Annotated in this window: 25 protein-coding genes; 20 read left to right on the plus strand and 5 right to left on the minus strand. The window is 63.1% G+C overall.

Features of this window, described 5'->3' with window-relative positions; genetic code table 11:
- The first annotated feature begins 43 nt into the window (after positions 1–43).
- From ACTIIH_RS02615 to ACTIIH_RS02660, 10 genes are all read left to right on the plus strand, one after another.
- Positions 44–763: a helix-turn-helix transcriptional regulator gene (locus ACTIIH_RS02615; RefSeq protein ID WP_441450318.1), complete on the plus strand. Its 720-nt coding sequence runs from the start codon at positions 44–46 to the stop codon at positions 761–763.
- Positions 760–2,190, plus strand: a complete 1,431-nt coding sequence (gene sufB / locus ACTIIH_RS02620) for a Fe-S cluster assembly protein SufB (RefSeq protein ID WP_441450319.1) — start codon at positions 760–762, stop codon at positions 2,188–2,190. Before ACTIIH_RS02615 ends, sufB begins: the two co-directional genes overlap by 4 nt.
- A 40-nt stretch (positions 2,191–2,230) precedes the next feature.
- Positions 2,231–3,406 carry a Fe-S cluster assembly protein SufD gene (gene sufD, locus ACTIIH_RS02625; protein WP_441089952.1) on the plus strand — a complete coding sequence of 392 codons (1,176 nt, stop codon included), beginning with the start codon at positions 2,231–2,233 and terminating at the stop codon, positions 3,404–3,406.
- On the plus strand, positions 3,403–3,726 hold the full coding sequence (locus ACTIIH_RS02630; protein WP_441089951.1) for a non-heme iron oxygenase ferredoxin subunit: 324 nt from the start codon (positions 3,403–3,405) through the stop codon (positions 3,724–3,726). The genes sufD and ACTIIH_RS02630 overlap by 4 nt, the downstream gene beginning before the upstream one ends.
- Before the next feature lie 26 nt (positions 3,727–3,752).
- A complete protein-coding gene (sufC, locus tag ACTIIH_RS02635; protein WP_441089950.1) occupies positions 3,753–4,508 on the plus strand; it encodes a Fe-S cluster assembly ATPase SufC in 756 nt (251 codons plus the stop codon).
- Complete coding sequence (locus ACTIIH_RS02640; RefSeq protein ID WP_441450320.1) at positions 4,508–5,758, plus strand: SufS family cysteine desulfurase; 1,251 nt, start codon at positions 4,508–4,510, stop codon at positions 5,756–5,758. The genes sufC and ACTIIH_RS02640 overlap by 1 nt, the downstream gene beginning before the upstream one ends.
- Positions 5,759–5,774: 16 nt before the next feature.
- Positions 5,775–6,254 (plus strand): Fe-S cluster assembly sulfur transfer protein SufU, encoded by a 480-nt coding sequence (gene sufU, locus ACTIIH_RS02645; protein ID WP_441089948.1) that lies wholly within the window; start codon positions 5,775–5,777, stop codon positions 6,252–6,254.
- Complete coding sequence (locus tag ACTIIH_RS02650; RefSeq protein WP_025778421.1) at positions 6,247–6,582, plus strand: metal-sulfur cluster assembly factor; 336 nt, start codon at positions 6,247–6,249, stop codon at positions 6,580–6,582. Before sufU ends, ACTIIH_RS02650 begins: the two co-directional genes overlap by 8 nt.
- Before the next feature lie 216 nt (positions 6,583–6,798).
- Complete coding sequence (locus ACTIIH_RS02655) at positions 6,799–7,497, plus strand: ribonuclease H family protein (RefSeq protein ID WP_441089947.1); 699 nt, start codon at positions 6,799–6,801, stop codon at positions 7,495–7,497.
- The gene (locus tag ACTIIH_RS02660) at positions 7,494–9,092 is read left to right on the plus strand and encodes an ABC-F family ATP-binding cassette domain-containing protein (RefSeq protein ID WP_092013696.1); all 1,599 of its coding nucleotides are present in this window, start codon (positions 7,494–7,496) and stop codon (positions 9,090–9,092) included. The genes ACTIIH_RS02655 and ACTIIH_RS02660 overlap by 4 nt, the downstream gene beginning before the upstream one ends.
- 6 nt (positions 9,093–9,098) lie before the next feature.
- Here the strand turns inward: ACTIIH_RS02660 and ACTIIH_RS02665 are convergent, their stop codons facing one another.
- From ACTIIH_RS02665 to ACTIIH_RS02675, 3 genes are read right to left on the minus strand one after another with little or no spacing between them, the layout of a single operon-like run.
- On the minus strand, positions 9,099–10,001 hold the full coding sequence (locus ACTIIH_RS02665) for an SURF1 family cytochrome oxidase biogenesis protein (RefSeq protein ID WP_441089946.1): 903 nt from the start codon (positions 9,999–10,001) through the stop codon (positions 9,099–9,101).
- Positions 9,998–10,210 (minus strand): hypothetical protein, encoded by a 213-nt coding sequence (locus ACTIIH_RS02670; RefSeq protein ID WP_441089945.1) that lies wholly within the window; start codon positions 10,208–10,210, stop codon positions 9,998–10,000. The genes ACTIIH_RS02665 and ACTIIH_RS02670 overlap by 4 nt, the downstream gene beginning before the upstream one ends.
- A complete protein-coding gene (locus tag ACTIIH_RS02675) occupies positions 10,207–10,728 on the minus strand; it encodes a DUF3099 domain-containing protein (RefSeq protein WP_441450321.1) in 522 nt (173 codons plus the stop codon). Before ACTIIH_RS02675 ends, ACTIIH_RS02670 begins: the two co-directional genes overlap by 4 nt.
- A 130-nt stretch (positions 10,729–10,858) precedes the next feature.
- Here ACTIIH_RS02675 and ACTIIH_RS02680 point away from each other — a divergent pair, with 130 nt between their 5' ends.
- From ACTIIH_RS02680 to ACTIIH_RS02690, 3 genes are all read left to right on the plus strand, one after another.
- Positions 10,859–11,569, plus strand: a complete 711-nt coding sequence (locus ACTIIH_RS02680) for a beta-ketoacyl-ACP reductase (protein ID WP_441089942.1) — start codon at positions 10,859–10,861, stop codon at positions 11,567–11,569.
- A 147-nt stretch (positions 11,570–11,716) separates the two neighbouring features.
- Positions 11,717–12,475: an enoyl-ACP reductase FabI gene (fabI, locus tag ACTIIH_RS02685; protein ID WP_025778413.1), complete on the plus strand. Its 759-nt coding sequence runs from the start codon at positions 11,717–11,719 to the stop codon at positions 12,473–12,475.
- Between the two features lie 8 nt (positions 12,476–12,483).
- Positions 12,484–12,990: a SixA phosphatase family protein gene (locus tag ACTIIH_RS02690; RefSeq protein WP_441450322.1), complete on the plus strand. Its 507-nt coding sequence runs from the start codon at positions 12,484–12,486 to the stop codon at positions 12,988–12,990.
- A 124-nt stretch (positions 12,991–13,114) separates the two neighbouring features.
- Here ACTIIH_RS02690 and serB read toward each other — a convergent pair whose 3' ends face one another.
- Positions 13,115–13,792, minus strand: coding sequence for a phosphoserine phosphatase SerB (serB, locus tag ACTIIH_RS02695; protein ID WP_441450323.1), 678 nt, complete (start codon positions 13,790–13,792; stop codon positions 13,115–13,117).
- Entirely contained in the window at positions 13,789–14,523 is a 735-nt protein-coding gene (locus tag ACTIIH_RS02700; RefSeq protein ID WP_101593467.1) for a hypothetical protein, read from the minus strand. The genes serB and ACTIIH_RS02700 overlap by 4 nt, the downstream gene beginning before the upstream one ends.
- Before the next feature lie 44 nt (positions 14,524–14,567).
- On the opposite strand from ACTIIH_RS02700, the gene ACTIIH_RS02705 reads away from it, so the two are divergent.
- The 7 genes from ACTIIH_RS02705 (at position 14,568) to ACTIIH_RS02735 (ending at position 24,062) form a co-directional block, all read left to right on the plus strand.
- Complete coding sequence (locus ACTIIH_RS02705; protein WP_025778409.1) at positions 14,568–15,353, plus strand: ABC transporter ATP-binding protein; 786 nt, start codon at positions 14,568–14,570, stop codon at positions 15,351–15,353.
- A gap of 2 nt (positions 15,354–15,355) precedes the next feature.
- Positions 15,356–16,192 carry a sulfite exporter TauE/SafE family protein gene (locus ACTIIH_RS02710; RefSeq protein WP_441450324.1) on the plus strand — a complete coding sequence of 279 codons (837 nt, stop codon included), beginning with the start codon at positions 15,356–15,358 and terminating at the stop codon, positions 16,190–16,192.
- Positions 16,193–16,229: 37 nt separating this feature from the next.
- Positions 16,230–17,189: a TrmH family RNA methyltransferase gene (locus ACTIIH_RS02715; RefSeq protein ID WP_441450325.1), complete on the plus strand. Its 960-nt coding sequence runs from the start codon at positions 16,230–16,232 to the stop codon at positions 17,187–17,189.
- 93 nt (positions 17,190–17,282) lie between these two features.
- Positions 17,283–18,854: a type I restriction-modification system subunit M gene (locus tag ACTIIH_RS02720; RefSeq protein ID WP_441450330.1), complete on the plus strand. Its 1,572-nt coding sequence runs from the start codon at positions 17,283–17,285 to the stop codon at positions 18,852–18,854.
- The gene (locus tag ACTIIH_RS02725) at positions 18,851–19,777 is read left to right on the plus strand and encodes a restriction endonuclease (protein ID WP_441450326.1); all 927 of its coding nucleotides are present in this window, start codon (positions 18,851–18,853) and stop codon (positions 19,775–19,777) included. Before ACTIIH_RS02720 ends, ACTIIH_RS02725 begins: the two co-directional genes overlap by 4 nt.
- On the plus strand, positions 19,774–20,931 hold the full coding sequence (locus ACTIIH_RS02730) for a restriction endonuclease subunit S (RefSeq protein WP_441450327.1): 1,158 nt from the start codon (positions 19,774–19,776) through the stop codon (positions 20,929–20,931). Before ACTIIH_RS02725 ends, ACTIIH_RS02730 begins: the two co-directional genes overlap by 4 nt.
- Positions 20,928–24,062: a type I restriction endonuclease subunit R gene (locus tag ACTIIH_RS02735; RefSeq protein WP_441450328.1), complete on the plus strand. Its 3,135-nt coding sequence runs from the start codon at positions 20,928–20,930 to the stop codon at positions 24,060–24,062. The genes ACTIIH_RS02730 and ACTIIH_RS02735 overlap by 4 nt, the downstream gene beginning before the upstream one ends.
- The last annotated feature ends 521 nt before the right edge of the window (positions 24,063–24,583 follow it).

Here is a 24,583-nt window from a genome sequence, read left to right on the forward strand (position 1 = left end):
AAATTACGCAACAATATTGTTGTGTTAGTCAAGGAGGTGGATTATGGCTGCAAACGACACGGAAGATCGCCGCACCCGGCAGAAGGTCTTCCAGTCGGTGCTCGACGAAGGGCCGATCACTGCTTCATCTTTGGCCAAAGCCCTCGAGCTGACTCCCGCGGCGATCCGTCGTCACCTGGACGCATTGGAGATCGAGGGCCTCATCGAGGTCCGTGAACTCGCCGGCAAACAGGCGGGCAGGGGCCGACCGGCCCGGCACTATGTGGTCACGACGGCCGGACACGATTCGGTCAGTCATTCCTACGACGAGTTGGCCGTGAACATCCTGCGCTTCATGGAGCACAAGCACGGCAAGTCGGCCGTGGAGGACTTCACCGAAGACCTCGTCGGCCGTCTGCGGGACCGCCTCGGACCGGAGCTCGAGAAGCGCGGCGGCACCACAGTGGCGTCACGCTCACGCGCTCTCGCCGCAGCGCTGACACGGGAGGGGTACGCCGCCTCGGCGACACCGGTTGCGGCCGGGACCCCGTTGGAGGCGATGCAGCTGTGCCAGGGACACTGCCCGATCCAGGCCGTGGCGGCGGAGTACCCGGAGATCTGCGAAGCGGAACTCGCGATGTTCTCCGACTACCTCGGCGTCGACGTGCGCCGGCTGTCCTCGCTGGCGCAGGGCGACCATGTGTGCACCACCCACATTCCGACTTCGGAACTGACCAGACCACTCATCCACAGCAATGATCGACCTCAAGGAGGTTCACGATGACTGACACAGGAAATCGGATCATCGATGCGAATCCCGAGCTCAAAGACCTCGGGCAGTACGCATACGGTTGGCACGACGAGAACGACGCCGGCGCGACCGCGGAACGCGGCCTGAGCGAGGCAGTCGTCCGCAACATCTCGAAGCTCAAGGACGAACCCGAGTGGATGCTCAAGCGTCGGCTCAAGGCCCTGCGCCTGTTCGACAAGAAGCCGATGCCGAACTGGGGTGCCGACCTCACCGGAATCGACTTCGCCGACATCAAGTACTTCGTCCGCTCCACCGAGGGGCAGGCGACGTCCTGGGAAGACCTGCCCGAGGACATCCGCAACACCTATGACAAGCTCGGCATCCCCGAGGCGGAGAAGCAGCGCCTCGTCGCCGGCGTCGCCGCACAGTACGAGTCCGAGGTCGTCTACCACCAGATCAACGAAGAGCTCGAGGCTCAGGGCGTCATCTTCATGGACACCGACACCGGTCTGCGCGAGCACCCGGAGATCTTCGAAGAGTACTTCGGCTCGATCATTCCCTCCGGTGACAACAAGTTCGCCGCACTGAACACCGCCGTCTGGTCCGGCGGCTCGTTCGTCTACGTCCCCAAGGGCGTCCACGTTGAGATCCCGCTGCAGGCCTACTTCCGCATCAACACGGAGAACATGGGCCAGTTCGAGCGCACGCTCATCATCGCAGACGAGGGGTCCTCGGTCCACTACGTCGAGGGCTGCACCGCACCGATCTACAAGACCGACTCCCTGCACTCGGCCGTCGTCGAGATCATCGCGAAGAAGGATGCGAAGGTCCGCTACACGACGATCCAGAACTGGTCGAACAACGTGTTCAACCTCGTCACCAAGCGCGCCATCGCCGAAGAGGGCGCCTCCATGGAATGGGTCGACGGGAACATCGGCTCGAAGGTGACCATGAAGTACCCGGCCATCTGGCTCACCGGCGAGCACGCCCGTGGTGAGACGCTGTCCGTGGCCTTCGCCGGCGAGGGGCAGCACCAGGACACCGGTGCGAAGATGGTCCACGCCGCTCCGCACACCCATTCGTCGATCGTGTCGAAGTCCGTGGCCCGCGGCGGCGGCCGTGCCGGCTATCGCGGACTCGTCCACGTGCACCCGGGTGCCGAAGGTTCGTCGAACAACGTCCTCTGCGACGCTCTGCTCGTCGACAACGTCTCCCGTTCGGACACGTACCCCTACATCGACATCCGCGAAGACGACGTCACACTCGGCCATGAGGCCACCGTGTCCAAGGTCAGTGAGGATCAGCTCTTCTACCTCATGTCCCGCGGCATGGAGGAGACCGAGGCGATGGCGATGATCGTGCGCGGCTTCGTCGAGCCCATCGCACGTGAGCTCCCGATGGAGTACGCCCTCGAACTCAACCGCCTCATCGAACTGCAGATGGAAGGCGCGGTCGGCTGAGACCCGACCCAGCGCCCACTGCACTCAAAGGAGTAAATCTGTGACTGATACCACCAATCCGCTTGGCCTTTCGGAGCACTCGCACGGTTCCGAGGTCCAGGTGCCCGATTCGAAGCGCGATGCGCGCACGCGCAGCTTCGATGTCGCCGACTTCCCCGTGCCCACCGGCCGGGAGGAGGAATGGCGCTTCTCTCCTGTCCGCAAGTTCAGCGAGTTCTTCGAGGACACCGCCACCGAGGCGACGCTGAAGTTCGAGTCGGACCTGCCCGCGGGACTGTCCGTCGAGGAGATCTCGCTCGAGTCGGCTCAAGAACTGGGCATCCTCGAGCCCGAGGACCGCGCCGCGGCCGTCGCCGCCAACCGCGCCTCTGCGGTGACGCACTACTCGGTCCCCGCGGACACCGAACTCGAGCGGGCCGCAATTATCCACGCCGACGGCACCGGTGAGGCACTCGGCCACGGCCATGTCGTCGTCACGGTCGGTGCGAATTCGAAGGCGACCATCGTCGTCGAACACGAGGGACTGGCCCGGTACTCCGAACTCGTCTCCCTCGTCATCGGCGATGGTGCGGACGTGACCTTCGTATCGCTCCAGCTGTGGGACGATGGCTCCCAGCACCTCGGTCAGCACGATGCGATCGTGGGCAAGGATGCGAAGTTCAAGCACATCCACATCACCCTCGGCGGTGACGTTGTGCGCCTGAACACGAACGTGCGCTACTCGGCAGCCGGGGGAGAGGCCGAACTGCTCGGACTCTACTTCGCCGATGCCGGTCAGCACCTCGAGCACCGCACCTACATCGACCACAACTCGCCGAAGGCCCAGTCGAACGTCCATTACAAGGGCGCTCTGCAGGGCAAGGACGCGCGCAGCGTGTGGATCGGCGATGTGCTCATCCGTCCCGAAGCCCTCGATATCGACACCTACGAGCTCAACCGGAACCTCATCCTCACCGATGGCGCCCGCGCCGACTCGGTGCCGAACCTCGAGATCGAGACCGGTGACATCGCCGGTGCCGGCCACGCCTCCTCGGTGGGTCGCTTCGATGAGGAGCACCTGTTCTACCTGATGAGCCGCGGCATCCCCGAGGATGTCGCTCGTCAGCTCGTGGTCCGCGGATTCTTCAACGAAGTGATCCAGAAGATCCAGGTGCCCGAGATCGAAGACGTGCTCAACGAACGCATCGAAGACGAACTGTCCCGGAGTGTTCTGTGACCATGATCGACGTGGCAGCCACCGACGAGGTGGCTCCCGGCGGCACCATGCGCATCGAGGTCGGCGAGTACGAGATCTGCATCGCTCGCGACTCCGACGGCACCATCCACGCCATCGACGACCTGTGCACCCACGGTGAGGTGTCGTTGGCCGAAGGAGACGTCGAGGACTGCACCATCGAATGCTGGCTGCACGGCTCGCAGTTCGACCTCACGACGGGCAAACCGGTGAATCCGCCGGCGTTCGAACCCGTCGCCGTCTATGACTGCAGAGAGATCGCCGGCCGCATCCTCGTCGACCCGAACACCACCCTGAACTGACTCAAGACCGAAGAAGAAGGATCATTATGTCCACTCTCGCAATCGAAGACCTGCACGTCGGTGTCAACACCGATACCGGTCTCAAGCCCATCCTCAACGGCATCAACCTCGTCATCAACACGAACGAGACCCACGCCATCATGGGCCCCAACGGCTCCGGCAAGTCGACCCTGGCCTACGCTCTGGCCGGCCACCCCAAGTACGAAGTGACCTCCGGAACGGTCACCCTCGACGGCGAGGACGTCCTCGAGATGTCCGTCGACGAGCGTGCCAAGGCCGGACTGTTCCTGGCCATGCAGTATCCCGTCGAGGTTCCCGGCGTGACCGTGACGAACTTCCTCCGTTCGGCCAAGACCGCCATCGACGGTGAGGCTCCGAAGCTGCGCAACTGGACCAAGGACCTCAAGCAGGCGATGGAGAACCTCCGCGTCGATCCCGCCTTCGCTTCGCGCAATGTCAACGAAGGCTTCTCCGGCGGCGAGAAGAAGCGCCACGAGATCCTGCAGCTCGAGATGCTCAAGCCGAAGTTCGCCGTCCTCGACGAGACCGACTCCGGCCTCGACGTCGACGCGCTGCGCATCGTCTCCGAAGGCGTCAACCGCGTCAAGGACGCCACGGACGTCGGCATCATGCTCATCACTCACTACACGCGCATCCTCAACTACATCAAGCCCGATCACGTCCACGTGATCATCCAGGGCAAGGTGGCCGAGGAAGGCGGACCGGAACTGGCCGAACGCCTCGAGAACGAAGGCTACGACCGCTTCTTCGAGAAGGCTTGATGTTCTCACGTCTGAGGGGCGACTTCCCGATCCTCGATGTGAGGGTCGGGGAGTCGCCGCTGACGTATCTCGACTCGGGCGCGACATCGCAGAAGCCGCAGTGCGTCATCGACACCTTCGTCGAGTACTTCCAGCAGCGCAACGCCGCCGTCCACCGAGGCGCACACTCCCTGGCCGTCGAGGCCACGGACGCCTTCGAGAACGGTCGGATCGCGGCTGCCGGACTCGTCGGCGGGACACCGGAACAGGTGTGCTGGACGAAGAACGCCACCGAGGCGCTCAACATCGTGGCCCTCGGCATGGATCGGGCCAGCCACGGCTTCGGGGGAGACGACGCAGAGCGCTTCTCCCTCGTCCCCGGTGATTCGATCGTCGTCACCGAGATGGAGCATCACGCGAATCTCGTGCCGTGGCAGCAGCTGGCCGCCTCCACAGGAGCACAGCTGCGCTGGCTGCCGGTCACCGATTCCGGTGAACTCGATCTGACCGACCTCGACACGATCGTCGACGAATCGACGAAAGTGCTCGCGTTCACGCACGTCTCCAACGTCCTCGGCACGATCAACCCGGTCGACCGCCTCGTCGAACGGGCCCGCGCAGTCGGAGCCTACGTCGTGCTCGACGCCTGCCAGTCCGTACCGCATCTGCCGGTGGACTTCGTCGACCTCGACGTCGACTTCGCCGCCTTCTCCGCTCACAAGGCTCTCGGCCCCACCGGTCTGGGTGTGCTGTGGGGCAAGTCCGAACTGCTCGACGCTCTGCCGCCGGTGCTCACCGGCGGATCCATGATCACCACGGTGACCATGGCCGAGACCGAGTTCATGCCCGCTCCGCAGCGGTTCGAGGCCGGCACTCAGCCGGTCGCCGAGGTGGCGGCATTCGCGACAGCGATCGGCTACCTCACCGAGGTGGGTTTGGACAATGTTCTCGAACATGAGAAGGAGCTCGCCCGAGTCCTCCTCGACGGGATCGACCAGATCCCCGGAATCCGCATCCTCGGCGAGGCCGAGGACCGGATCGGGACGGTGGCCTTCGACGTCGACGGCGTGCACGCCCACGACGTCGGACAGTACCTCGACTCGCAGGGCATCGCCGTGCGGGTGGGCCACCACTGCGCTCAGCCGTTGCACCGCCGATTCGGGGTCACCGCTTCGACGCGGGCGAGCACGTATCTGTACAACAACGTCGAAGACTGCACGCGCTTCCTTTCTACTCTGGCGGAAGTGCGGCCCTTCTTCGGAGTAGCCTGAGGAGGGGAGTGAAGCGATGAGCACACAGATGCAGCAGCTCTACCAGCAGGTCATCCTCGACCAGTCGCGGGCACGCATCGGCAACACCGAACTGCTCCGGGACGCAGCATCGTCACCGCACGGACATTCGCATCAGGTGAACCCCACGTGCGGCGATGAGATCGAACTCGAAACCGAACTGCGTGAGGACGGCACGATCGTGGTGCGGTGGACCGGCGACGGCTGTTCGATCTCGATGGCCTCGGCCTCAGTGCTGTCCGAACTGGCCGCCGATTCCTCCGTTTCGCAGATGCTCGAGATCGAAGGCGCGTTCCACGAACTCATGCATTCCCGTGGGACAATGGACGCGGATGAGTCGATCCTCGGGGACGCCGCGGCGTTCACCGGAGTGTCGAAGTTCCCGGCCAGGATCAAATGCGCTCTCCTGGCATGGATGGCGTTCAAGGACGCACTCAACCAAGCACAAGCAGCTCGTGAGGAGAAACACAATGCCTGAAGTCATTGACGCACCGCAGAATGCCAGCGTCGACGAAGTGCGCGAGGCGATGATGGACGTCGTCGATCCCGAGCTCGGTGTCAACATCGTCGACCTCGGCCTCGTGTACGGACTCTCGGTCGAAGACGACGGCACCGCCGTGATCGAGATGACCCTGACCTCGGCGGCCTGCCCGCTGACCGACGTCATCGAGGACCAGACCGCACAGTCGCTCGAGGGAATCGTGCCGGCCTACCGGATCAACTGGGTCTGGATGCCGCCATGGGGACCGGAGAAGATCACCGAGGACGGCCGCGAACAGATGCGTGCCCTCGGATTCAACATCTGAACTCGTCGTCGACTGAGTCGAACAGACTGTCGTCCCCGTGGGGACGCGGACGATCACATCGCCGAGGCGGGGCGACCTGAGAAGGTCGCCCCGCCTCGGCGATCGTCGTCCGATCCGGCCATCGTCTCCGGGCCGGGTCGCGGAGATCACCGCCCCGCGGCCGGAGACCCCGAGTGCGGCGTGAAAGAATGGAATCCGACTTTCCAAGGAGAACCATTGACGATCATCGCTGCCGCAGACGGATCCGCGCTCGGCAACCCCGGACCCGCCGGGTGGGCCTGGTACATCGACGACACCTCTTGGCACGCCGGCGGGTGGAAGAACGCGACGAACAACCGCGGTGAGCTCATGGCCGTCCTCGACCTGCTCCGGTCGACCGCGGACAGCGACGACGAGCTGAAGATATACTGTGATTCGCAGTACGTCATCAACGCCCTGACCAAATGGATGCCGGGGTGGAAACGCAGAGGGTGGAAGAAAGCCGATGGAAAAGAAGTCCTCAACAAGGACCTCTTAGCGTCTCTCGATGAGGCACTGAGCGGGCGGACGGTCGAGTTCGAGTGGGTCAAAGGACACAACAACCACGAACTCAATGAGGCCGCCGATGATCGCGCACGTGCGGCAGCGACCGCCTTCCAGAAGGGCACGCCCGTGCCGGAAGGCCCCGGATACGTCCCCGCGGGGACGTCGACCGCGACGGCGGGCGAACCGGCAGACGATTCGACGGAACCCGTTGCTCAGGACGACGTTTCCGTCGCGCCCGTGACCGCAGCAGCCGGGCCGGACACCACTGTCGTATCCTGCCGTGTGCCGTCCTCAGTCGCGGATGAACTCGTCGCCCGGGCTCGGGCCCGCGGCATCCACCCCCAAGAATTTCTGGCCGAACTCATCGGCCGCAGTTTGGAGACAGAATGATTCAGGCCTCCGGCCTCGAAGTCGCCGTCGGCGCCCGCACCCTCATGTCCGAAGTGTCTTTCCGCGTCGACAAGGGCGACCGGGTCGGTCTCGTCGGCCGCAACGGCGCCGGCAAGACGACCCTGACCAAGGTGATCATGGGCGGACACCCGGCTCAATCCGGATCCGTGTCGATCTCCGGCACCGTCGGCTATCTGCCGCAGGATCCGCGCAGCGGTGACCTCACCGCCACCGGCATGGAACGCATCCTCTCGGTGCGCGACCTCGACGTCCTCGTCAAGCGTCTGCGCAAGGCCGAACGGCAGATGGCCTCACCGGACGAGAAGGTGGCGACGAAGGCCATCGATCGGTACCCGCGCATCGAAGCCGAGTTCATCGCCGCCGGCGGTTATGCCGCCGAGTCCGAAGCCTTCGCCATCGCCGCGAACCTCGGCCTCGACGAGGCACTGATCAGCCAGGAGATCGGGACGCTGTCCGGCGGTCAGCGCCGGCGTGTGGAACTCGCCCGGATCCTGTTCTCGGCTCCGGATACGATGATCCTCGACGAGCCGACGAACCACCTCGACGCGGAATCCGTGCTGTGGCTGCGCGACCATCTCAAGGCCTACTCCGGTGGTCTGATCATCATCAGCCACGACCTCGACCTCATCGACGAAGTGGTCAACAAGGTCTTCTTCCTCGATGCCACCCGTCAGACCATCGACATCTATTCGATGGGCTACCGGCTCTACCTCAAACAGCGTGAGGACGATGAGCGGCGTCGCCGCCGCGAACGTGCCAATGCCGAGAAGAAGGCCGCGGCGCTCAACGCTCAGGCGAACAAGATGATGGCGAAGGCGACGAAGACGGTCGCCGCCCAGCAGATGGCCAAGCGCGCCGACCGGCTGCTGGCCGGGCTCGAGGACGAACGCGCCACGGAGAAGGTTGCGAATCTGCGCTTCCCGGCCCCGGCCGACTGCGGACGTGTGCCGCTGACGGCCGAAGGGCTCTCTCGCAGCTTCGGTTCGACCGAGGTGTTCACCGGTGTCGATCTTGCCATCGACAAGGGCACACGAGTCGTCGTTCTCGGCTACAACGGTGCCGGAAAGACGACGCTGCTGCGTCTGCTCGCCGGACTCGACGAACCCGACTCCGGAGAAGTCGTGCCTGGGCACGGTCTCAAGCTCGGGTACTACGCGCAGGAGCACGAGACTCTCGACCTCGAGCGCACCGTTCTGGAGAACATGTCGCGGAACTCCCCGCATCTCGATGACACCGCGGTGCGCAATGTGCTCGGATCGTTCCTGTTCAGCGGTGACGATGTGCACAAGCCTGCCGGAGTGCTCTCCGGTGGAGAGAAGACGCGTCTGGCGCTGGCCACGCTCGTGGTCTCGAGTGCGAACGTGCTGCTGCTCGACGAGCCGACGAACAACCTCGATCCCGCCTCCCGTGAGGAGATCCTCTCAGCGATCCGCCGCTACGAAGGTGCGATCGTGCTCGTCACCCACGATGAAGGTGCGGTGTCCGCGCTCGATCCCGACCGCGTGCTCTTGCTGCCCGACGGCGACGAGGACCTGTGGAACGACACGTACCTCGACCTCGTCACGCTCGCCTGAGCCGGCTCACTGTGAGCGGAAGCGCTCCTCGAACAAGGCATCCTCGTCGGCTTCTGCCTGCCCGCGCACGGTGGGTGATGCCCAGCGGTTGCGGCCGTAGCGGCTGCCGGGCTGACTGATCTTCGCCCCCGCGTCGAGAGCGGCCTTGTCGATGACGACCATTTCGTTGTCGGCAGAGCCGTGCTCGACCACCTCTGCGGCGGCCTTGCGCTCACGACGGGCCGAGATGACCACGGCGATGATGATCATGATTCCGAAGGCGAACCACTGGAGCATATAGGACAGGTGGTTGCCCGGATCGAGCTCGGGCATCGGCAGCGGGGTCAGTCCTTCTTCCGGGGAACCGCCGGTCTGCGCCGGTGAGGCCTCGACATAGACATGCGAATAGGCGTCATCCATTCCGGGAATGCGCGCGGGATCGATGGCTTTGATGAGGCCCTTCGGGTTCTCATCCTCGGACCCGTCCTGAGCGGGACGCAGATGAGCGACAACGGTCTGCTCACCCTGCGGCGCCGGCGGCACGGAATCCTGTTCGGCGGTGAATCCGCGGACGACGGCGATCGTGGGACCATCGGTGGTCTCGAACGGGGTCACCACATAGAAGCCGGGTGTGTCTCCGACTGTGCGATTGCGCGCGAGGACGGTGTCGGAGTCGGAGAACTCCCCGCTCAGCTCCACCTGGGTCCACTCATCGGTGGTGCCCAGCGTGGAATCCGGTGTCGAGAGCACCGAGGTGATGTCGACGGGGTCGGCGGAGTAGTTCGCGGTGATCGTCGCGATCTCCTGCTCCCGTTGATCGCGGCGGTCCTTCTGCCACAGGGCGAGGAACACGCAGGCGATGATGACGATGATCGCCATGGCGATGTATTTGAGCCAGCGTGCGGAGAAGAGGAAGGAATAGCGGCTCAACCTGCATCCTCTGGAATCTCGTCGACGGAGACGTCGCTGATGAAGAAGTCGCGCAGCGTCAGAAAGTCACGCAGATAGACGAGATGCTCATCACAGGCCAACCACGTCTTCTTCCGCTCGGGAGTGTGGACGCGGGGATTGTTCCACAGCAGGGCGCGGGTCGCGAACGCCCTGCATTCCTTCGCGGAACACTGCAGCTGCTCGCTCAAACCTGGTCCCTCCTGTCGTCGTCGTTGTCGTTGTCGTCGACGGTCTCACCTTGAACGGTTTCTCCCGGGATGGTCTTTCCCGGGACCGTCTCGCCCCGGATCGTTTCGTGCTGGTGATCCGCGCCTGGATCGGTCGTGTACCGGTCGCCGCCTCCGGGATCTGCGTCGTTGACGGTTTCCTCTTCGACGGTCTCCCCGTCGAGGGTGTCGCCGGAGATCGTCTCACCGCGCGCCGGCGGCAGCTCCGCCAGCGGGGCCTGTTCGAGCAGTGCGGAACGATCATCGCTGGTGCGTTCGCGGCCCGCATTGGCGAAGATCACCGCAGGGTAGGGGAGGACGACGGCACCTGCCACGCATATCCACGTGAGGATGTGCAGATCGGCGACGAAAGCGAAATAGGCGGCCACGAAGCAGACCGTCCTGATGCCCATGGTGATCGAATACTTGATGATCCGGGACCGCATATCGTCATCAAGGGCGGTATCTGCCGTTGTGATCTGCTGAGCGTGTCTGACCATATCCTTCTTCGATCGATGACTGCCAAACATGATACTCGTCCTTTGTGAGAGTCGTATCCATCGGCCGAAGAACAGGATAGGTTTGTCCACGACAGATGTGAAGAACACAGTCGATCAACAGGAGACCCACGTGTCAGAACCACGCACAGTCCTCGTCACCGGCGGCAACCGCGGAATCGGCCGCACCATCGCCGAGGAATTCCTCGCCCAGGGGGACAAGGTGGCCGTCACCTCCCGCAACGGTCAGGCCCCGGAGGGTGCTCTTGCCGTGGCCGCCGATGTCACGGACAGCGAATCGATCGATCGGGCGTTCACCGAGATCGAGGAGAAGCTCGGGCCTGTCGAGGTCGTCGTGGCCAATGCCGGAATCACCGCCGACAATCTGCTCATGCGGATGAACGATGACGAATTCGAATCCGTCATCGACACGAATCTCACCGGTGCCTTCCGCACCGTCAAGCGCGGAATCACCGGGATGATCCGCGCGAAGAGGGGCCGCATCGTCCTCATCTCGTCGGTGTCGGGACTCTACGGCGTCCCCGGCCAGGCGAACTACTCGGCGTCGAAAGCCGGACTCGTCGGCTTCGCCCGCTCCATCACCCGCGAGGTCGGCTCCCGCGGAATCACCGCCAATGTCGTCGCCCCCGGCTTCATCCGCACGGATATGACCGATGAACTCAGCGAGAAGCAGCAGAAGGAATATCTCGCCACCATCCCGGCCAAGCGATTCGCCGAACCCGGTGAGGTCGCCAAGGTCGTCCGCTGGGTGGCCTCCGACGAAGCCGCCTACATCTCCGGTGCCGTCATCCCCGTCGACGGCGGACTGGGAATGGGCCACTGATCCAGACGGCGCCGGGCCGGCCACAACCGGATCCTGGGCCGCAGACGATGCGGCCTGGCCGGGCCACAACCCGTAGACTTCGATACAGAGACACCGCCCGAAGCGGCGTCATGCACACGCAACAACCTTCCTTTCGAAAGGACCACCATGGGAATTCTTGACGGAAAGCGCATTCTCGTCACCGGCGTGCTCACCGAGGCGTCGATCGCCTTCGCCGCTGCTCGCATCGCCCAGGAGCAGGGAGCCGAGGTCATCCTCTCGAGCTTCGGCCGCCAGATGAAGATCACTCAGGTGATCGCCGAACGTCTGCCGCAGACCCCCCAGGTCATCGAACTCGACGCCACGAACGAAGAGGATCTGAACGCCCTGCCCGAGCGCCTCGGCGGCAACATCGACGGAATCGTCCACGCCATCGCCTTCGCCCCGAAGGACGCCCTCGGCGGGGTCTTCCTCGACACCCCGTGGGACTCCGTGTCCGCGGCCATCCACGTCTCCGCGTATTCGCTCAAGGCCATCGCCGTGGCCGCGAAGCCCGTGCTCAACAAGGGCGCCGGAATCGTCGGGCTGACCTTCGATGCGACGATCTCATGGCCGGTCTACGACTGGATGGGTGTGGCCAAGGCCGCCTTCGAATCGACCGCCCGCTACCTCGCGAAGTACGTCGGCGAAGACGGTGTGCGCGTCAACCTCGTCTCGGCGGGACCGCTGAAGACCACCGCCGCCACCTCCATCCCCGGTTTCGGAACGCTCGAAGACATGTGGGGCGACCGCGCACCCCTGGGTTGGGACCAGAAGGACACCACCCCTGCCGGCAAGGCCATCGTCGCTCTGCTCTCCGACTGGTTCCCCGCCACCACCGGCGAGATGATCCACGTCGACGGCGGATTCCACTCCACCGGAGCCTGAGACAGCCCATGCCTGTGCTCATCCTCGCCCGCCACGCCAAGGCGGAAGCGCATGGTCCCACCGACTTCGAACGGTCCCTGGATGCGAAGGGCCTGGCTCAGGCCGTCGAAGCCGGAGCCGAGATCGCCGAGCGCTGGTCACCCGATGTGGCCATCGCCTCGGCAGCCCGGCGCACCGTGCAGACCGGTCAGGCCGTCGTCGAAGCGGTCAACCGCGCTTATGGCCGAAACCTTGACGAACCGGGTGAGCTGACCCTGCGTGAGGATCCCTCGCTCTACGCCGGGTCCGTCGACGACTGGCTGGATGCGATCAATTCGATTCCCGCGGATGCGCAGTGCGCGTATATCGTGGGCCACCAGCCGACCGTCGCCGAGGTGGTCGGTCACCTCAATCCGGTAGGCGGGGTTCCCGACACGTTCCGTCCCTCCTCGATCGCGGTCTTCGACCTCGAGAGCTGGGACGTGCAGCCGGGACACTACCCTGCCCCGCAGATCCGAGTCTTCCACGGAGTCTGAACACTCCGACTGACCGACGCGATCCAAGACACCTGTGGCGCTGACGAAACATTCGTCAGCGCCACAGGCGTCTTCGGTCAGTCAGCGGTCTATGGCACCGGTGCCACGCCCTCGACGAGATCGCTCACCCGTCTGCACGGGCAGCCACAAGATCGATCACGGCTCGCAGGTCACGTGTCTCCACGGACGCGTCTGCTGCGGCGACGAGAGCCGGCTTCGCACAGAAGGCGACTCCGAGACCGGCGACCTCGATCATGCCGATGTCATTGGCGCCGTCCCCGACCGCCACCGAGGCGGCACGATCGTATCCGCCGGCAGCGAGCAGATCCTCGACGATCTCGGCCTTGGCGCTCGGGTCGATGACACGGCCGTTCGTCCGCCCGGTCAGCTTCCCGTCATCGATGTCGAGTCCGTTGGCGAAGACGTCGGTGATGCCCAGCTGTGCGGCGACGGGAGCGATGATGGCGGTGAAGCCGCCGGAGACCAAGGCCACCTGACCACCTGAGGTGTGCACCGCCGAGACCAGGTCGGCGGCCCCCTCGGTGAGGGTGATCTGCTCCCGCACCTCATCGAGCACGGTCTCCGGCAGCCCGGTCAGCAGGGCGACTCGTTCGGCCAGGGATTCGGCGAAGTCGAGCTCACCGGCCATGGCGCGTTCGGTGATGTCGGCGACCTGGTCCCCGACCCCGGCATGGGCGGCGATGAGGTCGATGACCTCTTCGTTGATGAACGTCGAGTCGACGTCCATGACGAGCAGCTGGACGGGAATCTGGGAGGCGGTGGCTTCAGGCGTCTCATTCACCCCTTCATCGTAGCCACAGCCATGATGTAGTCCGCGGCAGCGGGGTGCAGCTGAGACAGCAGCGCCCCGAACTCGGCCGGCGCGACCGTCGCAGGGGCGAGCACGCTGCGCATCCGGTGGTGGATGTCGAGGGCGGCGTAGATCGCTCGGGAATCCGCCTCGGTGGGGATGAGTCGGGAGATCGGATGCAGCGTCGACAGCTCCTCCTGCCAGTCACGCCACGGTCCCTGCCGCCAGTCCTCGGGGACGTCGATGGTCTCGATGAGGCGCAGACCTTCCATCACCAGCAGCCGCAGCCGCCGCAGCGCCTCCGGAGCGGTTCCGACCGTGACGGGGCGGAAGACGGTGGGCGCACACGCGAGGATCTCGACGTTCGCCTCGGCGCCGATGAGGGCGATCGCCGCCTGTTCGTCGCCGCGGTGGAGGACGACGGGGGCGGTGTGGCGTCCGACCTTCGTCCGGGCGGCGCGATCGACCGGGGGAGTCGTATGCGGCAGGGACGGGTGGTGGAGCGCCAAGCGCGCATGGGTGATTCCGGCGGCGGCCGCCTCGGCGATGAACAGGAGCAGGCCGGTGGGGACGGATGAGGCGAAGACCTCATCGGCGACGATGAGAGGAACATCACGGTCATCGTCGAGGAAGGCAGAGGTCACCTCGTCAGGGGGCAGGGTCGAGCGCAGTCGGTGGTTGAGTGCCAGGGTCAGCAGCAGTGAGTCGGTCGTCAGGTCCATGTCGAACCAGGATAGACGGCTCGACTGCGATAGAGTCTGAGGATATGAGTGAAGTCCTGAATCTGGATTCTGTGTCCGTGCGCCGGGGGACCAATTTCCTCCTCGACGATTTCTCGCTGACCGTCGCCGAAGGCGAGCACTGGGCGGTACTCGGACCCAACGGTGCGGGCAAGACGACCCTGCTCGAACTCGCGGCCGGTCGTATGCATCCGACGAAGGGGACCGTCAGCATCCTCGAGGAGCAGCTCGGGCGCGTCGACGTGTTCGAACTGCGGCCGCGCATCGGCTATGCTTCGACGATTCTGGCCAACCGAATTCCCAGTTCAGAAGCGGTCCTCGACACCGTGCTCACCGCCGCGTACGGCGTCACCGGACGCTGGGTGGAGGAATACGAGCAGGACGACATCGACCGCGCCCGCGATCTGCTGGCCGCGTTCCACATCACACATCTAGCCGATCGCACCTTCGGCACACTGTCCGAGGGTGAACGCAAGCGAGTGCAGATCGCGCGTGCGCTCATGACCGACCCGGAGCTGCTGCTGCTCGACGAGCCGGCCTCCGGACTCGACTTCGGCGGGCGTGAGGAGCTGCTCGGTGCGCTCTCGGAGATCCTCTCGTCGAAATGGGCGCCGGCCACGATCATGGTCACCCATCATGTCGAGGAGATCCCGGAGGGCATCACGCATGTGCTCCTGCTGTCCGAGGGCACCGATCTGGCCGCTGGTCCGATCGAGGAGACCCTGACGGCGGAGAACCTTGCGGCGACCTTCGGCATCGACGTCAAGCTCACTCGGGACGGTCAGCGCTACCACGCACGTTCCGCCCTCTGAGCATGGAGTTCCTGGCGAATCTGAGCCTTGAGCCGTGGCAGATCCTCCTGGTCATCGTCGCCGGAATCGCTGCGGGAGGCATCAACGCCGTCGTCGGCTCCGGAACGCTCATCACCTTCCCGGCGCTCGTCGCCTTCGGAGTACCGCCGGTGGTGTCGACGATGAGCAACGCGGTGGGGCTCATCCCCGGCAATATCGCCTCCTCGTTCGGATACCGTGAAGAGCTGCGGGGGCAGTGGAAGCGGATCCTCGGATTCGTTCCCGCCTCTCTGCTCGGGTCGCTGACCGGGGCGTATCTGCTGCTGCACCTGCCCGAGGACGCGTTCGAGACGATCGTGCCGGTCCTCCTCGTCGTGGCTCTGATCATGGTCGTGGGGCAGCCGTATCTCTCCCGCTACCTGAAGAGCCGGTCCCTGCGCCGTGCCGAGGCCGCCGGGGTCGAACATCGGGCCGCCTCGGCGGGGGATCGCCTGTCCACCGGCCGGTACATCGCCGTGCTCACCGTCGTCTTCCTCACCGCAATCTACGGCGGCTACTTCGCGGCCGCCCAGGGCATCATCCTCATCGCCCTGCTCGGTCTGCTGCTGCCCGATGATCTGCAGCGACTCAATGGGCTGAAGAACGTCCTCGTCCTCGTCGTCAATACGGTTTCGGCGAGCACGTACATCATCGTCGGCCACGACCGGATCAACTGGATCGCCGTCGTCTGCATCGCCATCGGCTCCCTCATCGGCGGGTACTACGGCGCCCGTATCGGGCGGAAGTTCTCGCCGGTGCTGCTGCGCGCCGTCATCGTGGCCCTCGGCCTCGTGGCGATCTGGAGGATCCTCACACTGTGAACGGAAGTGCGCTGTGAATACTCCGGCCAAGGCTCCCATGACTCGGCAGCAGGTCATCGACCGGTCCGCTGAATTCGGGATCGCCGTCGAACGTCTGCGCTTCTTCGACGAAGCAGATCTGGCCGTCGGCGGCTTGGATGAGATGCGCGACTATACGCAGCTGACCGATGTCGCCCTGCGCAGCGTGCGCGAACCGGCCGAGGGGCTGTTCATCGCCGAATCCTCGAAGATCATCCGCCGCGCTCATGCCGTCGGAATGTCGCCCCGGTCGTTCCTGACCAGCCCGAAATGGCTGTTCGACTTGGCCGACATCATCTCTGAAAGCGATGTGCCGATCTTCATCGGCACGGATTCCGCGGTCGAAACACTGACCGGATTCCACCTCCACCGAGGTGCGCTGGCCGCGATGGCCCGACCTGTCCTTGCCCCGGTCGCCTCCCTGATCGCCGATGCCAGGCGCCTCGTCGTCATCGAGGACATCGTCGATCATACGAACGTGTGTGGTCCTAAAATACCCCATCCGGAACCCGTCGCTGGGTCGAGCGGACGCAGCCGGGTTGCGGTCTTGGAGGGCCTAGTTGACCATACCAACGTGGGCAGTGCCTTCCGCAATGCTGCGGCTCTGGGCCTCGACGCTGTGCTGGTATCACCCACATGTGCTGACCCCTTGTACCGGCGGTCGGTACGAGTCTCGATGGGCACAGTCTTCCAAGTGCCGTGGACACGGATCCCTGAGTGGAAGAAGGGCATCGCTGACCTCAAGGAGGCTGGCTACGTCGTGGCCGGCCTGACGCTGGGGGACGGCGCGATCACACTTGATGATCTGGTGGCCGAAGACCACGATAAGCTTGCTCTTGTGTTCGGGACTGAGGGTCACGGGATCACGAGGGAAACTGATGCTCTACTCGATCGCCGTGTGACGATACCGATGTTGGGCGGCGTCGACTCGTTGAACGTGACTGCAGCAGCAGCTGTGGCTTTTTACGCAACTAAGTGATGTCGACTCGACTCGATGTCAGTGGTGCGCGATAGCCTGAGATGTAAACCACCCAGTACCGTAATTGCGCAGTGGCGCGGAGGAGATAGACCTATGGCACCGACCACCAAAGAGGCGCAGCGAGCCGAGTTGCACAAGACGATTTGGCGCATCGCAAATGACCTTCGCGGCAGTGTTGACGGGTGGGATTTCAAGTCTTACGTGCTGGGGATGCTGTTCTATCGTTTCATCTCCGAGAACCTTACGGCCTACATCAATCACGGCGAGCATGAGGCCGGTGACGCGTCGTTCGACTACACGCAGATGTCAGATTCGCAGGCGGACTTCGCGCGCGACGAGGTGGTGGCTGAGAAGGGCTTCTTCATCCTGCCGTCCGACCTGTTCGCCAACGTCCGTGAACGTGCCGCGGACGACGAGAACCTTAACGAGACGCTCGAGCGGGTCTTCAAGAACATCGAGGCGTCGGCGTTGGGCACGGACAGCGAGAACGACATCAAGGGTCTGTTCGACGATATGGACGTCAACAGTAACAAGTTGGGCTCGACGGTCGCCAAGCGCAATCAGAAGCTGGTGAAGCTGCTCGACGCGATCGGTGACCTGCCTCTGGGGCGGTGGGAGAACAACTCGATCGATCTGTTCGGTGACGCCTACGAGTACCTGATGCAGATGTACGCGGCCAACGCCGGCAAGTCCGGCGGTGAGTACTACACGCCCCAGGAGGTCTCCGAGCTGCTGGCGCGCATCACGGTGGTCGGCAAGACACAGGTCAACAAGGTCTACGATCCGGCCGTCGGATCGGGGTCGCTGCTGCTGAAGTTCGACAAGGTGCTCGGCAAGAACAACGTCCGCCAGGGGTTCTACGGCCAGGAGATCAATCTGACCACGTACAACCTCGCGCGGATCAACATGTTCCTGCACGACGTCAACTACGCGGACTTCAACCTCGCCCACGGTGACACCCTGATCGACCCACAGCACTGGGACGATGAGCCGTTCGAGGCAATCGTGTCCAACCCGCCGTACTCCATCAAGTGGGAGGGCGACGCCAACCCACTGCTCATCAACGATGAACGGTTCGCACCGGCAGGAGTCCTCGCGCCGAAGTCGAAGGCCGACCTCGCGTTCACGATGCACATGCTCAGCTGGCTGGCCGTCAACGGCACCGCGGCGATCGTCGAGTTTCCCGGCGTGCTGTACCGCGGCGGGGCGGAGAAGAAGATCCGCCAGTACCTTGTCGACAACAACTACATCGACGCCGTGATCCAGTTGCCGCCGGACCTGTTCTTCGGCACCACGATCGCGACCTGCATCCTCGTGCTGAAGAAGTCGAAGAAGACCAGCGACGTGCTGTTCATCGACGCGTCGGCCGAGTTCAAGCGCGTCGGAAACAAGAACAAGCTACTGGAGGAGCACCAGGCGAGGATCCTCGAATCGTTCACGACGCGCGAGCCCGAGGACTACTTCACCACCTTCGTCAGCAACGAGGACATCGCCGCGAATGACTACAACATTGCGGTGTCGTCGTACGTCGAGGCCGAGGACACCCGCGAGGAAGTCGACATCGTCGAGCTGAACGCCGAAATCGCGCGCATCGTGGCCCGCCAGGCAGAGCTCCGCACGGCGATCGACGAGATCGTGGCGGATCTGGAAGGTGCGCGGTCATGACGGACATGCCCAATTGGGAAGGCTTCATGATCCCGACGCTCAAGGTGATGAGCGATGGCATCATCCGCCACTGGCGCGAGTTTCAGCCTCTCGTAGCTGATCAGGCGCAGCTCACCGATGAGCAGAGGAAGGAGATGCTTCCGTCCGGGAGCGCTCTCAAGTATGAGAACCGCATCGGCTGGGGCGTCTCGTTCTTGACGAACGTCGGCGCGCTCAGGCGTCCGAAACGCGGTCACTACCAGATCACCGATGCCGGCAAGCAGCTCATCGAGCTGTTTCCGGACGGTGCCAAGGAACGTGACATCAAGGCGCTCGGTGCGGATCCCAGCTCGCCGATCCGCGAGTACGTGGCGACCACGACCCGCAAGACGAGCGATTCTGCAACGGCCGCTCCGACAGAAGAGTCGTCGATGACTCCTACCGAGCAGGTGCAGAGCGGCATCGAGCGCATCCACGACGAGATCGCGGTCGAGCTGCTCACTCGGCTGCAGGACAAAGACCCAGGCTTCTTTGAGCAGGCGGTTGTCGATCTCCTGCTGTCAATGGGTTACGGTGGCACCACCGGGGCCGGCAGTGTCACCCAACTCAGCAACGACGGTGGCATAGACGGTGTCATCGATCAGGACATCCTCGGCCTCAGCCGCGTCTACATCCAGGCCAAGCGTTACCAAGACGGCAACACTGTCGGCCGCCCCGACCTCCAGGCGTTCGTTGGAGCACTCAGTGGCAAAGCCGACAGCGGCGTCTTCATCACAACCAGCCGCTTCTCCGACGGCGCACGCACCTACGCCGAGAACGTGCCGACCCGCATCATCCTGATCGACGGCACGCGCCTCACCAGCCTCATGATCCGGTACGGCGTCGGCGTGCAAGTGAAAGAGACCTACAAGGTCATAGAGATCGATGAGGACTTCTTCGCATGAGCCGCATCGATGAACTGATTCAGGAACTGTGCCCGGATGGGGTACCCACGATGAGTCTTGGTGAGCTACTCGACTATGAGCAGCCAGGGAGATACCTCGTCGCGTCTACCGATTATCGGGACGAGTACGCGACCCCTGTCCTGACCGCCGGGCAGACGTTCATTCTCGGCTACACCGATGAAGTTAAAGGAGTTTATTCGGCGAATCAGGAATCCCCCGTACTGATCTTCGATGACTTCACGACGGCATTCAAATGGGTTGACTTCCCGTTCAAAGCGAAGTCGTCGGCAATGAAGATGCTTACGCTTCGCGCAGGTGCGCCAGCGCTGATTCGTTATATTTATTTCGCCATGCAATGCATCGGTTTCGAACCGCAAGACCATGCTCGTCACTGGATTGGCAAGTACTCCTTGTTCCGAATCCCGGTGCCGCCTCTCGAGGTGCAGCGCGAGATCGTGCGAGTACTGGATAAGTTCACTCAGCTGGAAGCGGAGCTGGAAGCGGAGCTGGAAGCCCGGAGAACCCAGTACGAGCACTATCGTGCCGAGTGCCTGACATTCAAGGAAGAAGTTCCCCGCCGCCGTCTGGACGAAGTCGCCGTTTATGCCAACGGTAAGGCCCACGAGAAGCTTGTGGTTGATGGCGCGGAGATTCCACTTGTGACGGCGCGTTTCATCTCCCGGAATGGTGAAGCCAATCGATACGTACCACTTGCGGACGTGCTCACGCCGGGGCGAACTGGCGATGTTGCTCTGGTGCTTAGTGACCTGCCGAATGGGCGGGCCCTGGCGCGGACGTTCTTTGTTGATCGCAACGACAGCTACGCAATCAACCAGCGGGTGGCGCGGATTACCGTGAAGGAGACTGCAGAGATGAATCCGAAGTTTCTTCACTTTCTGCTCGACCGCAACCGTGGACTACTTAAGCACGACAACGGAGTTGACCAGACCCACCTGAGTAAGGGGCAGGTAACCGGACTTACGATTCCGGTTCCGAGCATCGAGGAGCAGAACCGAATCGTTGATCGCCTCGAAAGGTTTGACGGCCTCGTCAACGACATCAGCATCGGCCTCCCGGCTGAGCTCGCTGCTCGTCGCAAGCAGTACGAGCACTATCGCGACCGCCTCCTGACGTTCAAGGAGCTGACTGTATGAGCGATGCGCCCGCGCGTACTTTCGATCCGATCGCGGTCTCGTCGGAGAGCACGGTTGTCGCCGAGTATGTTCACGATCCATCGCAGGCTGATGCGTATCAGTCGGAGTCTGCACTCGAGAACGAGGTGATCCGGCTCCTCGAGGGGCAGGCGTACGACTACCTGCCGATCACCTCCGAGGCCGAGCTGGTCGCGAACCTGCGCATGCAACTCGAGAAGGTCAACAAGATCTCCTTCTCAAATGCTGAGTGGGAGCAGTTCTACACGACGAAGATCGCGGGTGCCAACGACGGCATCGTGGAAAAAACCGTGCGTGTCCAGGAGGATCACGTCCAGATCCTCAGGCGTGACGACGGGTCGACGAAGAACATCGCGCTGGTTGACAAGACGAATATCCACAACAATCGGCTGCAGGTCATCAACCAGTACGAGATCGGGCGCGGCGAGGGTGACACTGGCGAGGGCGGTGCGAAGTACGCCAACCGTTACGACGTGACCGTGCTCGTCAACGGGCTGCCGATGGTGCACATCGAAATGAAGCGCCGAGGCGTCGACATCCGCGAGGCCTTCAACCAGATCAACCGCTACCAGCGCGACAGCTTCTGGGCCGGCTCGGGCCTGTTCGAGTACGTGCAATTGTTCGTGATCAGCAACGGCACGCTCACGAAGTACTACTCTAACAGCACCCGCAACAGGCACCTGGCCGAGCAGAAGAAGTCTGGCGGTGCCGGGAAGGGCAGGAAGACGAGCAACTCGTTTGAGTTCACCAGCTGGTGGGCCGATGCGAACAACCAGCCGATCGCCGAGCTGACGGCATTTGTGAAGACGTTCTTCGCGAAGCACTCGCTGTTGAACATCCTGACGAAGTACTGCGTGCTCACCGCGGATCGCGACCTGCTGGTGATGCGGCCGTACCAGATCGTCGCGACTGAGCGGATCCTGCAGAAGATCCAGATCTCGACGAACTACAAGTCACTCGGCACCGTCGACGCCGGAGGCTACATCTGGCACACTACCGGATCGGGCAAGACACTTACCTCGTTCAAGGCAGCGCAACTCGCATCGAAGATGCGGAGTGTGGACAAGGTGCTTTTCGTCGTGGACCGCAAGGACCTCGACTACCAGACGATGCGTGAGTACGACCGTTTCGAGAAGGGCGCAGCGAACTCAAACACGTCGACGGCGGTACTGAAGAAACAGCTCGAGGACCCCGGTGCGCGGATCATCATCACGACGATCCAGAAGCTGTCGACGTTCATCAAGGCGAACAAGGGCCACGAGGTGTTCTCGGGCCACGCGGTGATCATCTTCGATGAGTGCCACCGTTCGCAGTTCGGCGACATGCATACCGACATCACGCGCGCGTTCAAACGGTACAACCTGTTCGGATTCACCGGCACGCCTATTTTCGCCGCGAACGCCGGCAGCGGTGGAAATCCTCAGCTGCGCACGACCGAGCAGGCGTTCGGCGACAAGCTGCACACGTACACGATCGTTGACGCCATTACAGACAAGAACGTGCTGCCGTTCCGGATCGACTACATCAACACCATCAAGGTCGGGAACCCCGACGACTCACAGGTCTCTGCGATCGACCGCGAGCGAGCTCTCCTGGACGTGCGTCGGATCCGGGACGTCGTGGCCTACACCCTGGAACACTTCGATCAGAAGACGAAGCGCTCATCGAGCTACGAGCACGGAGTCGTGACGAACGTCGCCGACTCGGTGCGGGGTCGGCGTCAGGCGGAGGCACTCAAGGAGCGGAAGCGAGTTCGCGGATTCAACGCGCTGTTCGCGACCGCGTCGATCGATGCCGCGCGCCGCTACTACAACCAATTCCAGATGCAGATGGCGGAGCTTCCACCGGACAAGCGCCTGAAGATCGGGCTGATCTTCAGCTACGGCGCGAACGAGGCCGAAGCCGACGGCATCCTCGATGATGAAGCGTTCGACACCGATGCGCTCGACCTTGACGCGCGCTCGTTCTTGGAAGACGCGATTCAGGACTACAACGACATGTTCGGGACCAGCTACGACACGAGCGCGGACCGGTTCCAGAACTACTACAAGGATCTGTCGCAGCGGATGAAGAACCGCGAGATCGACCTGGTCATCGTGGTGAACATGTTCCTCACCGGTTTCGACGCCACGACGTTGAACACGCTGTTCGTCGACAAGAACCTGCGCGCGCACGGCCTGATCCAGGCGTATTCGCGCACGAACCGCATCCTCAACTCGGTGAAGACCTACGGCAACATCGTTGCCTTCCGCGACCTCGAGGCAGAGACGAACGCGGCGCTGGAGCTGTTCGGCAACAAGGATGCCCGCGGCGTCGTGCTCCTGAAACCGTACGGGGACTACTACGGCGAGTATGTCGACAAGGTGACCGAGCTGGTCACGCGCTTCCCGATCGGGCAGCAGATCGTGGGCGAGCAGGCTCAGAAAGACTTTATCCAGCTATTCGGCGCAATTCTGCGGCTGCGGAATATCCTCACGTCCTTTGACGACTTCGACGGCAACGACCCACTCACAGAGCGACAGCGGCAGGACTACACGAGCATCTACCTCCGCCTTCGCGATGAGTTCACCCGTGATCGCGATGGCGACAAAGAGCGCATCAACGACGACGTTGTGTTCGAGATCGAGCTGGTCAAGCAGGTCGAGATCAATGTCGACTACATCCTCATGCTCGTCGAGAAACTCCGCACCGAGAAGGGCGACTGCAACGACAAAGAAGTCCGTGCGGAGATCACGCGCGCCGTCGACGCGAGCCCGAGCCTGCGCAGCAAGCGCGACCTCGTCGAGGACTTCGTTGAGTCAGTCTCGCAGCTTGGCGGAATCGACGAGCAATGGGAAGCGTTTGTCGCAGCCAAACGTGATGCTGAGATCCAGGCGATCATCGACGCGGAGGGACTCAAACCAGAATCGACGCAAGCTTTCATCGAGGCGGCGTTCCGGGACGGCCAGTTGCATACGGCGGGAACTGAGATCATCGGAATCCTGCCGCCAGTTTCACGGTTTAACCGCGAGGTTAATCACGGCGACAAGAAGAAGCGGGTCATCGAAGCACTCTCCAGATTCTTTGAGCGGTTCCGGGGACTTGCCCCGGGGAATGAAGAGTCTCGGAGCTGATGCCAACACGAGAAGTGGTGGCCCGCTCGATCGGCGCTGTATTCGTGTTTCTATGGGCATCGTGTTCCAAGTGCCGTGGACGAGGACCTCAGCCCGGCTGCAGGGTATTCAAGGGCGTAATGAGGCAGGCTAGTTCGTGGCTTGTATGGCGGTGCGGGTGCGGTCGTTCACCCTCGACTGGCGCGTTGCAGATGATCAACAAGACTTGGCCCTCGTCTTCTGCACTTCAGGTCATGGATTGACGCGACGGGCAGATCGAGTGCTCGATCTGCGAATTGCGATTCCGATGATGCAGGGGGTCGACGCGCTCAACGTCACGGCAAGGTTTTGCGATGGCGTTCTGCACTGTGACGAGGCAGGGCCGATGCAGAATGAGAAGTAGGTTCAATGGATTCAACACTCTTCAGCCAGATCATCATTAGCATCGCGACACTTCTTGCGTCTCTCGGTGGGTTCTTGATAGCAGGTGAGTATTTGAAGCTTTGGGGACCACCCGATCGTGCGGTTGGGGACCACCGATA

Origin of the sequence: Brevibacterium sp. (assembly GCF_052105255.1) — a bacterium.
GTDB lineage: Bacteria > Actinomycetota > Actinomycetes > Actinomycetales > Brevibacteriaceae > Brevibacterium > Brevibacterium linens_B.

Excerpts from the sequence above, each read along its gene's own strand:
- sufB (WP_441450319.1), top strand. The coding sequence starts at position 760 with ATGACTGACACAGGAAATCGGATCATCGATGCGAATCCCGAGCTCAAA.
- ACTIIH_RS02640 (WP_441450320.1), top strand. The coding sequence starts at position 4,508 with ATGTTCTCACGTCTGAGGGGCGACTTCCCGATCCTCGATGTGAGGGTC.
- ACTIIH_RS02650 (WP_025778421.1), top strand. The coding sequence starts at position 6,247 with ATGCCTGAAGTCATTGACGCACCGCAGAATGCCAGCGTCGACGAAGTG.
- ACTIIH_RS02675 (WP_441450321.1), bottom strand. The coding sequence starts at position 10,728 with ATGGTCAGACACGCTCAGCAGATCACAACGGCAGATACCGCCCTTGAT.
- ACTIIH_RS02710 (WP_441450324.1), top strand. The coding sequence starts at position 15,356 with ATGGAGTTCCTGGCGAATCTGAGCCTTGAGCCGTGGCAGATCCTCCTG.
- ACTIIH_RS02730 (WP_441450327.1), top strand. The coding sequence starts at position 19,774 with ATGAGCCGCATCGATGAACTGATTCAGGAACTGTGCCCGGATGGGGTA.
- ACTIIH_RS02735 (WP_441450328.1), top strand. The coding sequence starts at position 20,928 with ATGAGCGATGCGCCCGCGCGTACTTTCGATCCGATCGCGGTCTCGTCG.
- ACTIIH_RS02660 (WP_092013696.1), top strand. The coding sequence starts at position 7,494 with ATGATTCAGGCCTCCGGCCTCGAAGTCGCCGTCGGCGCCCGCACCCTC.
- ACTIIH_RS02725 (WP_441450326.1), top strand. The coding sequence starts at position 18,851 with ATGACGGACATGCCCAATTGGGAAGGCTTCATGATCCCGACGCTCAAG.
- ACTIIH_RS02720 (WP_441450330.1), top strand. The coding sequence starts at position 17,283 with ATGGCACCGACCACCAAAGAGGCGCAGCGAGCCGAGTTGCACAAGACG.
- ACTIIH_RS02700 (WP_101593467.1), bottom strand. The coding sequence starts at position 14,523 with ATGGACCTGACGACCGACTCACTGCTGCTGACCCTGGCACTCAACCAC.
- sufC (WP_441089950.1), top strand. The coding sequence starts at position 3,753 with ATGTCCACTCTCGCAATCGAAGACCTGCACGTCGGTGTCAACACCGAT.
- ACTIIH_RS02615 (WP_441450318.1), top strand. The coding sequence starts at position 44 with ATGGCTGCAAACGACACGGAAGATCGCCGCACCCGGCAGAAGGTCTTC.
- ACTIIH_RS02705 (WP_025778409.1), top strand. The coding sequence starts at position 14,568 with ATGAGTGAAGTCCTGAATCTGGATTCTGTGTCCGTGCGCCGGGGGACC.
- ACTIIH_RS02690 (WP_441450322.1), top strand. The coding sequence starts at position 12,484 with ATGCCTGTGCTCATCCTCGCCCGCCACGCCAAGGCGGAAGCGCATGGT.
- fabI (WP_025778413.1), top strand. The coding sequence starts at position 11,717 with ATGGGAATTCTTGACGGAAAGCGCATTCTCGTCACCGGCGTGCTCACC.
- sufU (WP_441089948.1), top strand. The coding sequence starts at position 5,775 with ATGAGCACACAGATGCAGCAGCTCTACCAGCAGGTCATCCTCGACCAG.
- ACTIIH_RS02715 (WP_441450325.1), top strand. The coding sequence starts at position 16,230 with ATGACTCGGCAGCAGGTCATCGACCGGTCCGCTGAATTCGGGATCGCC.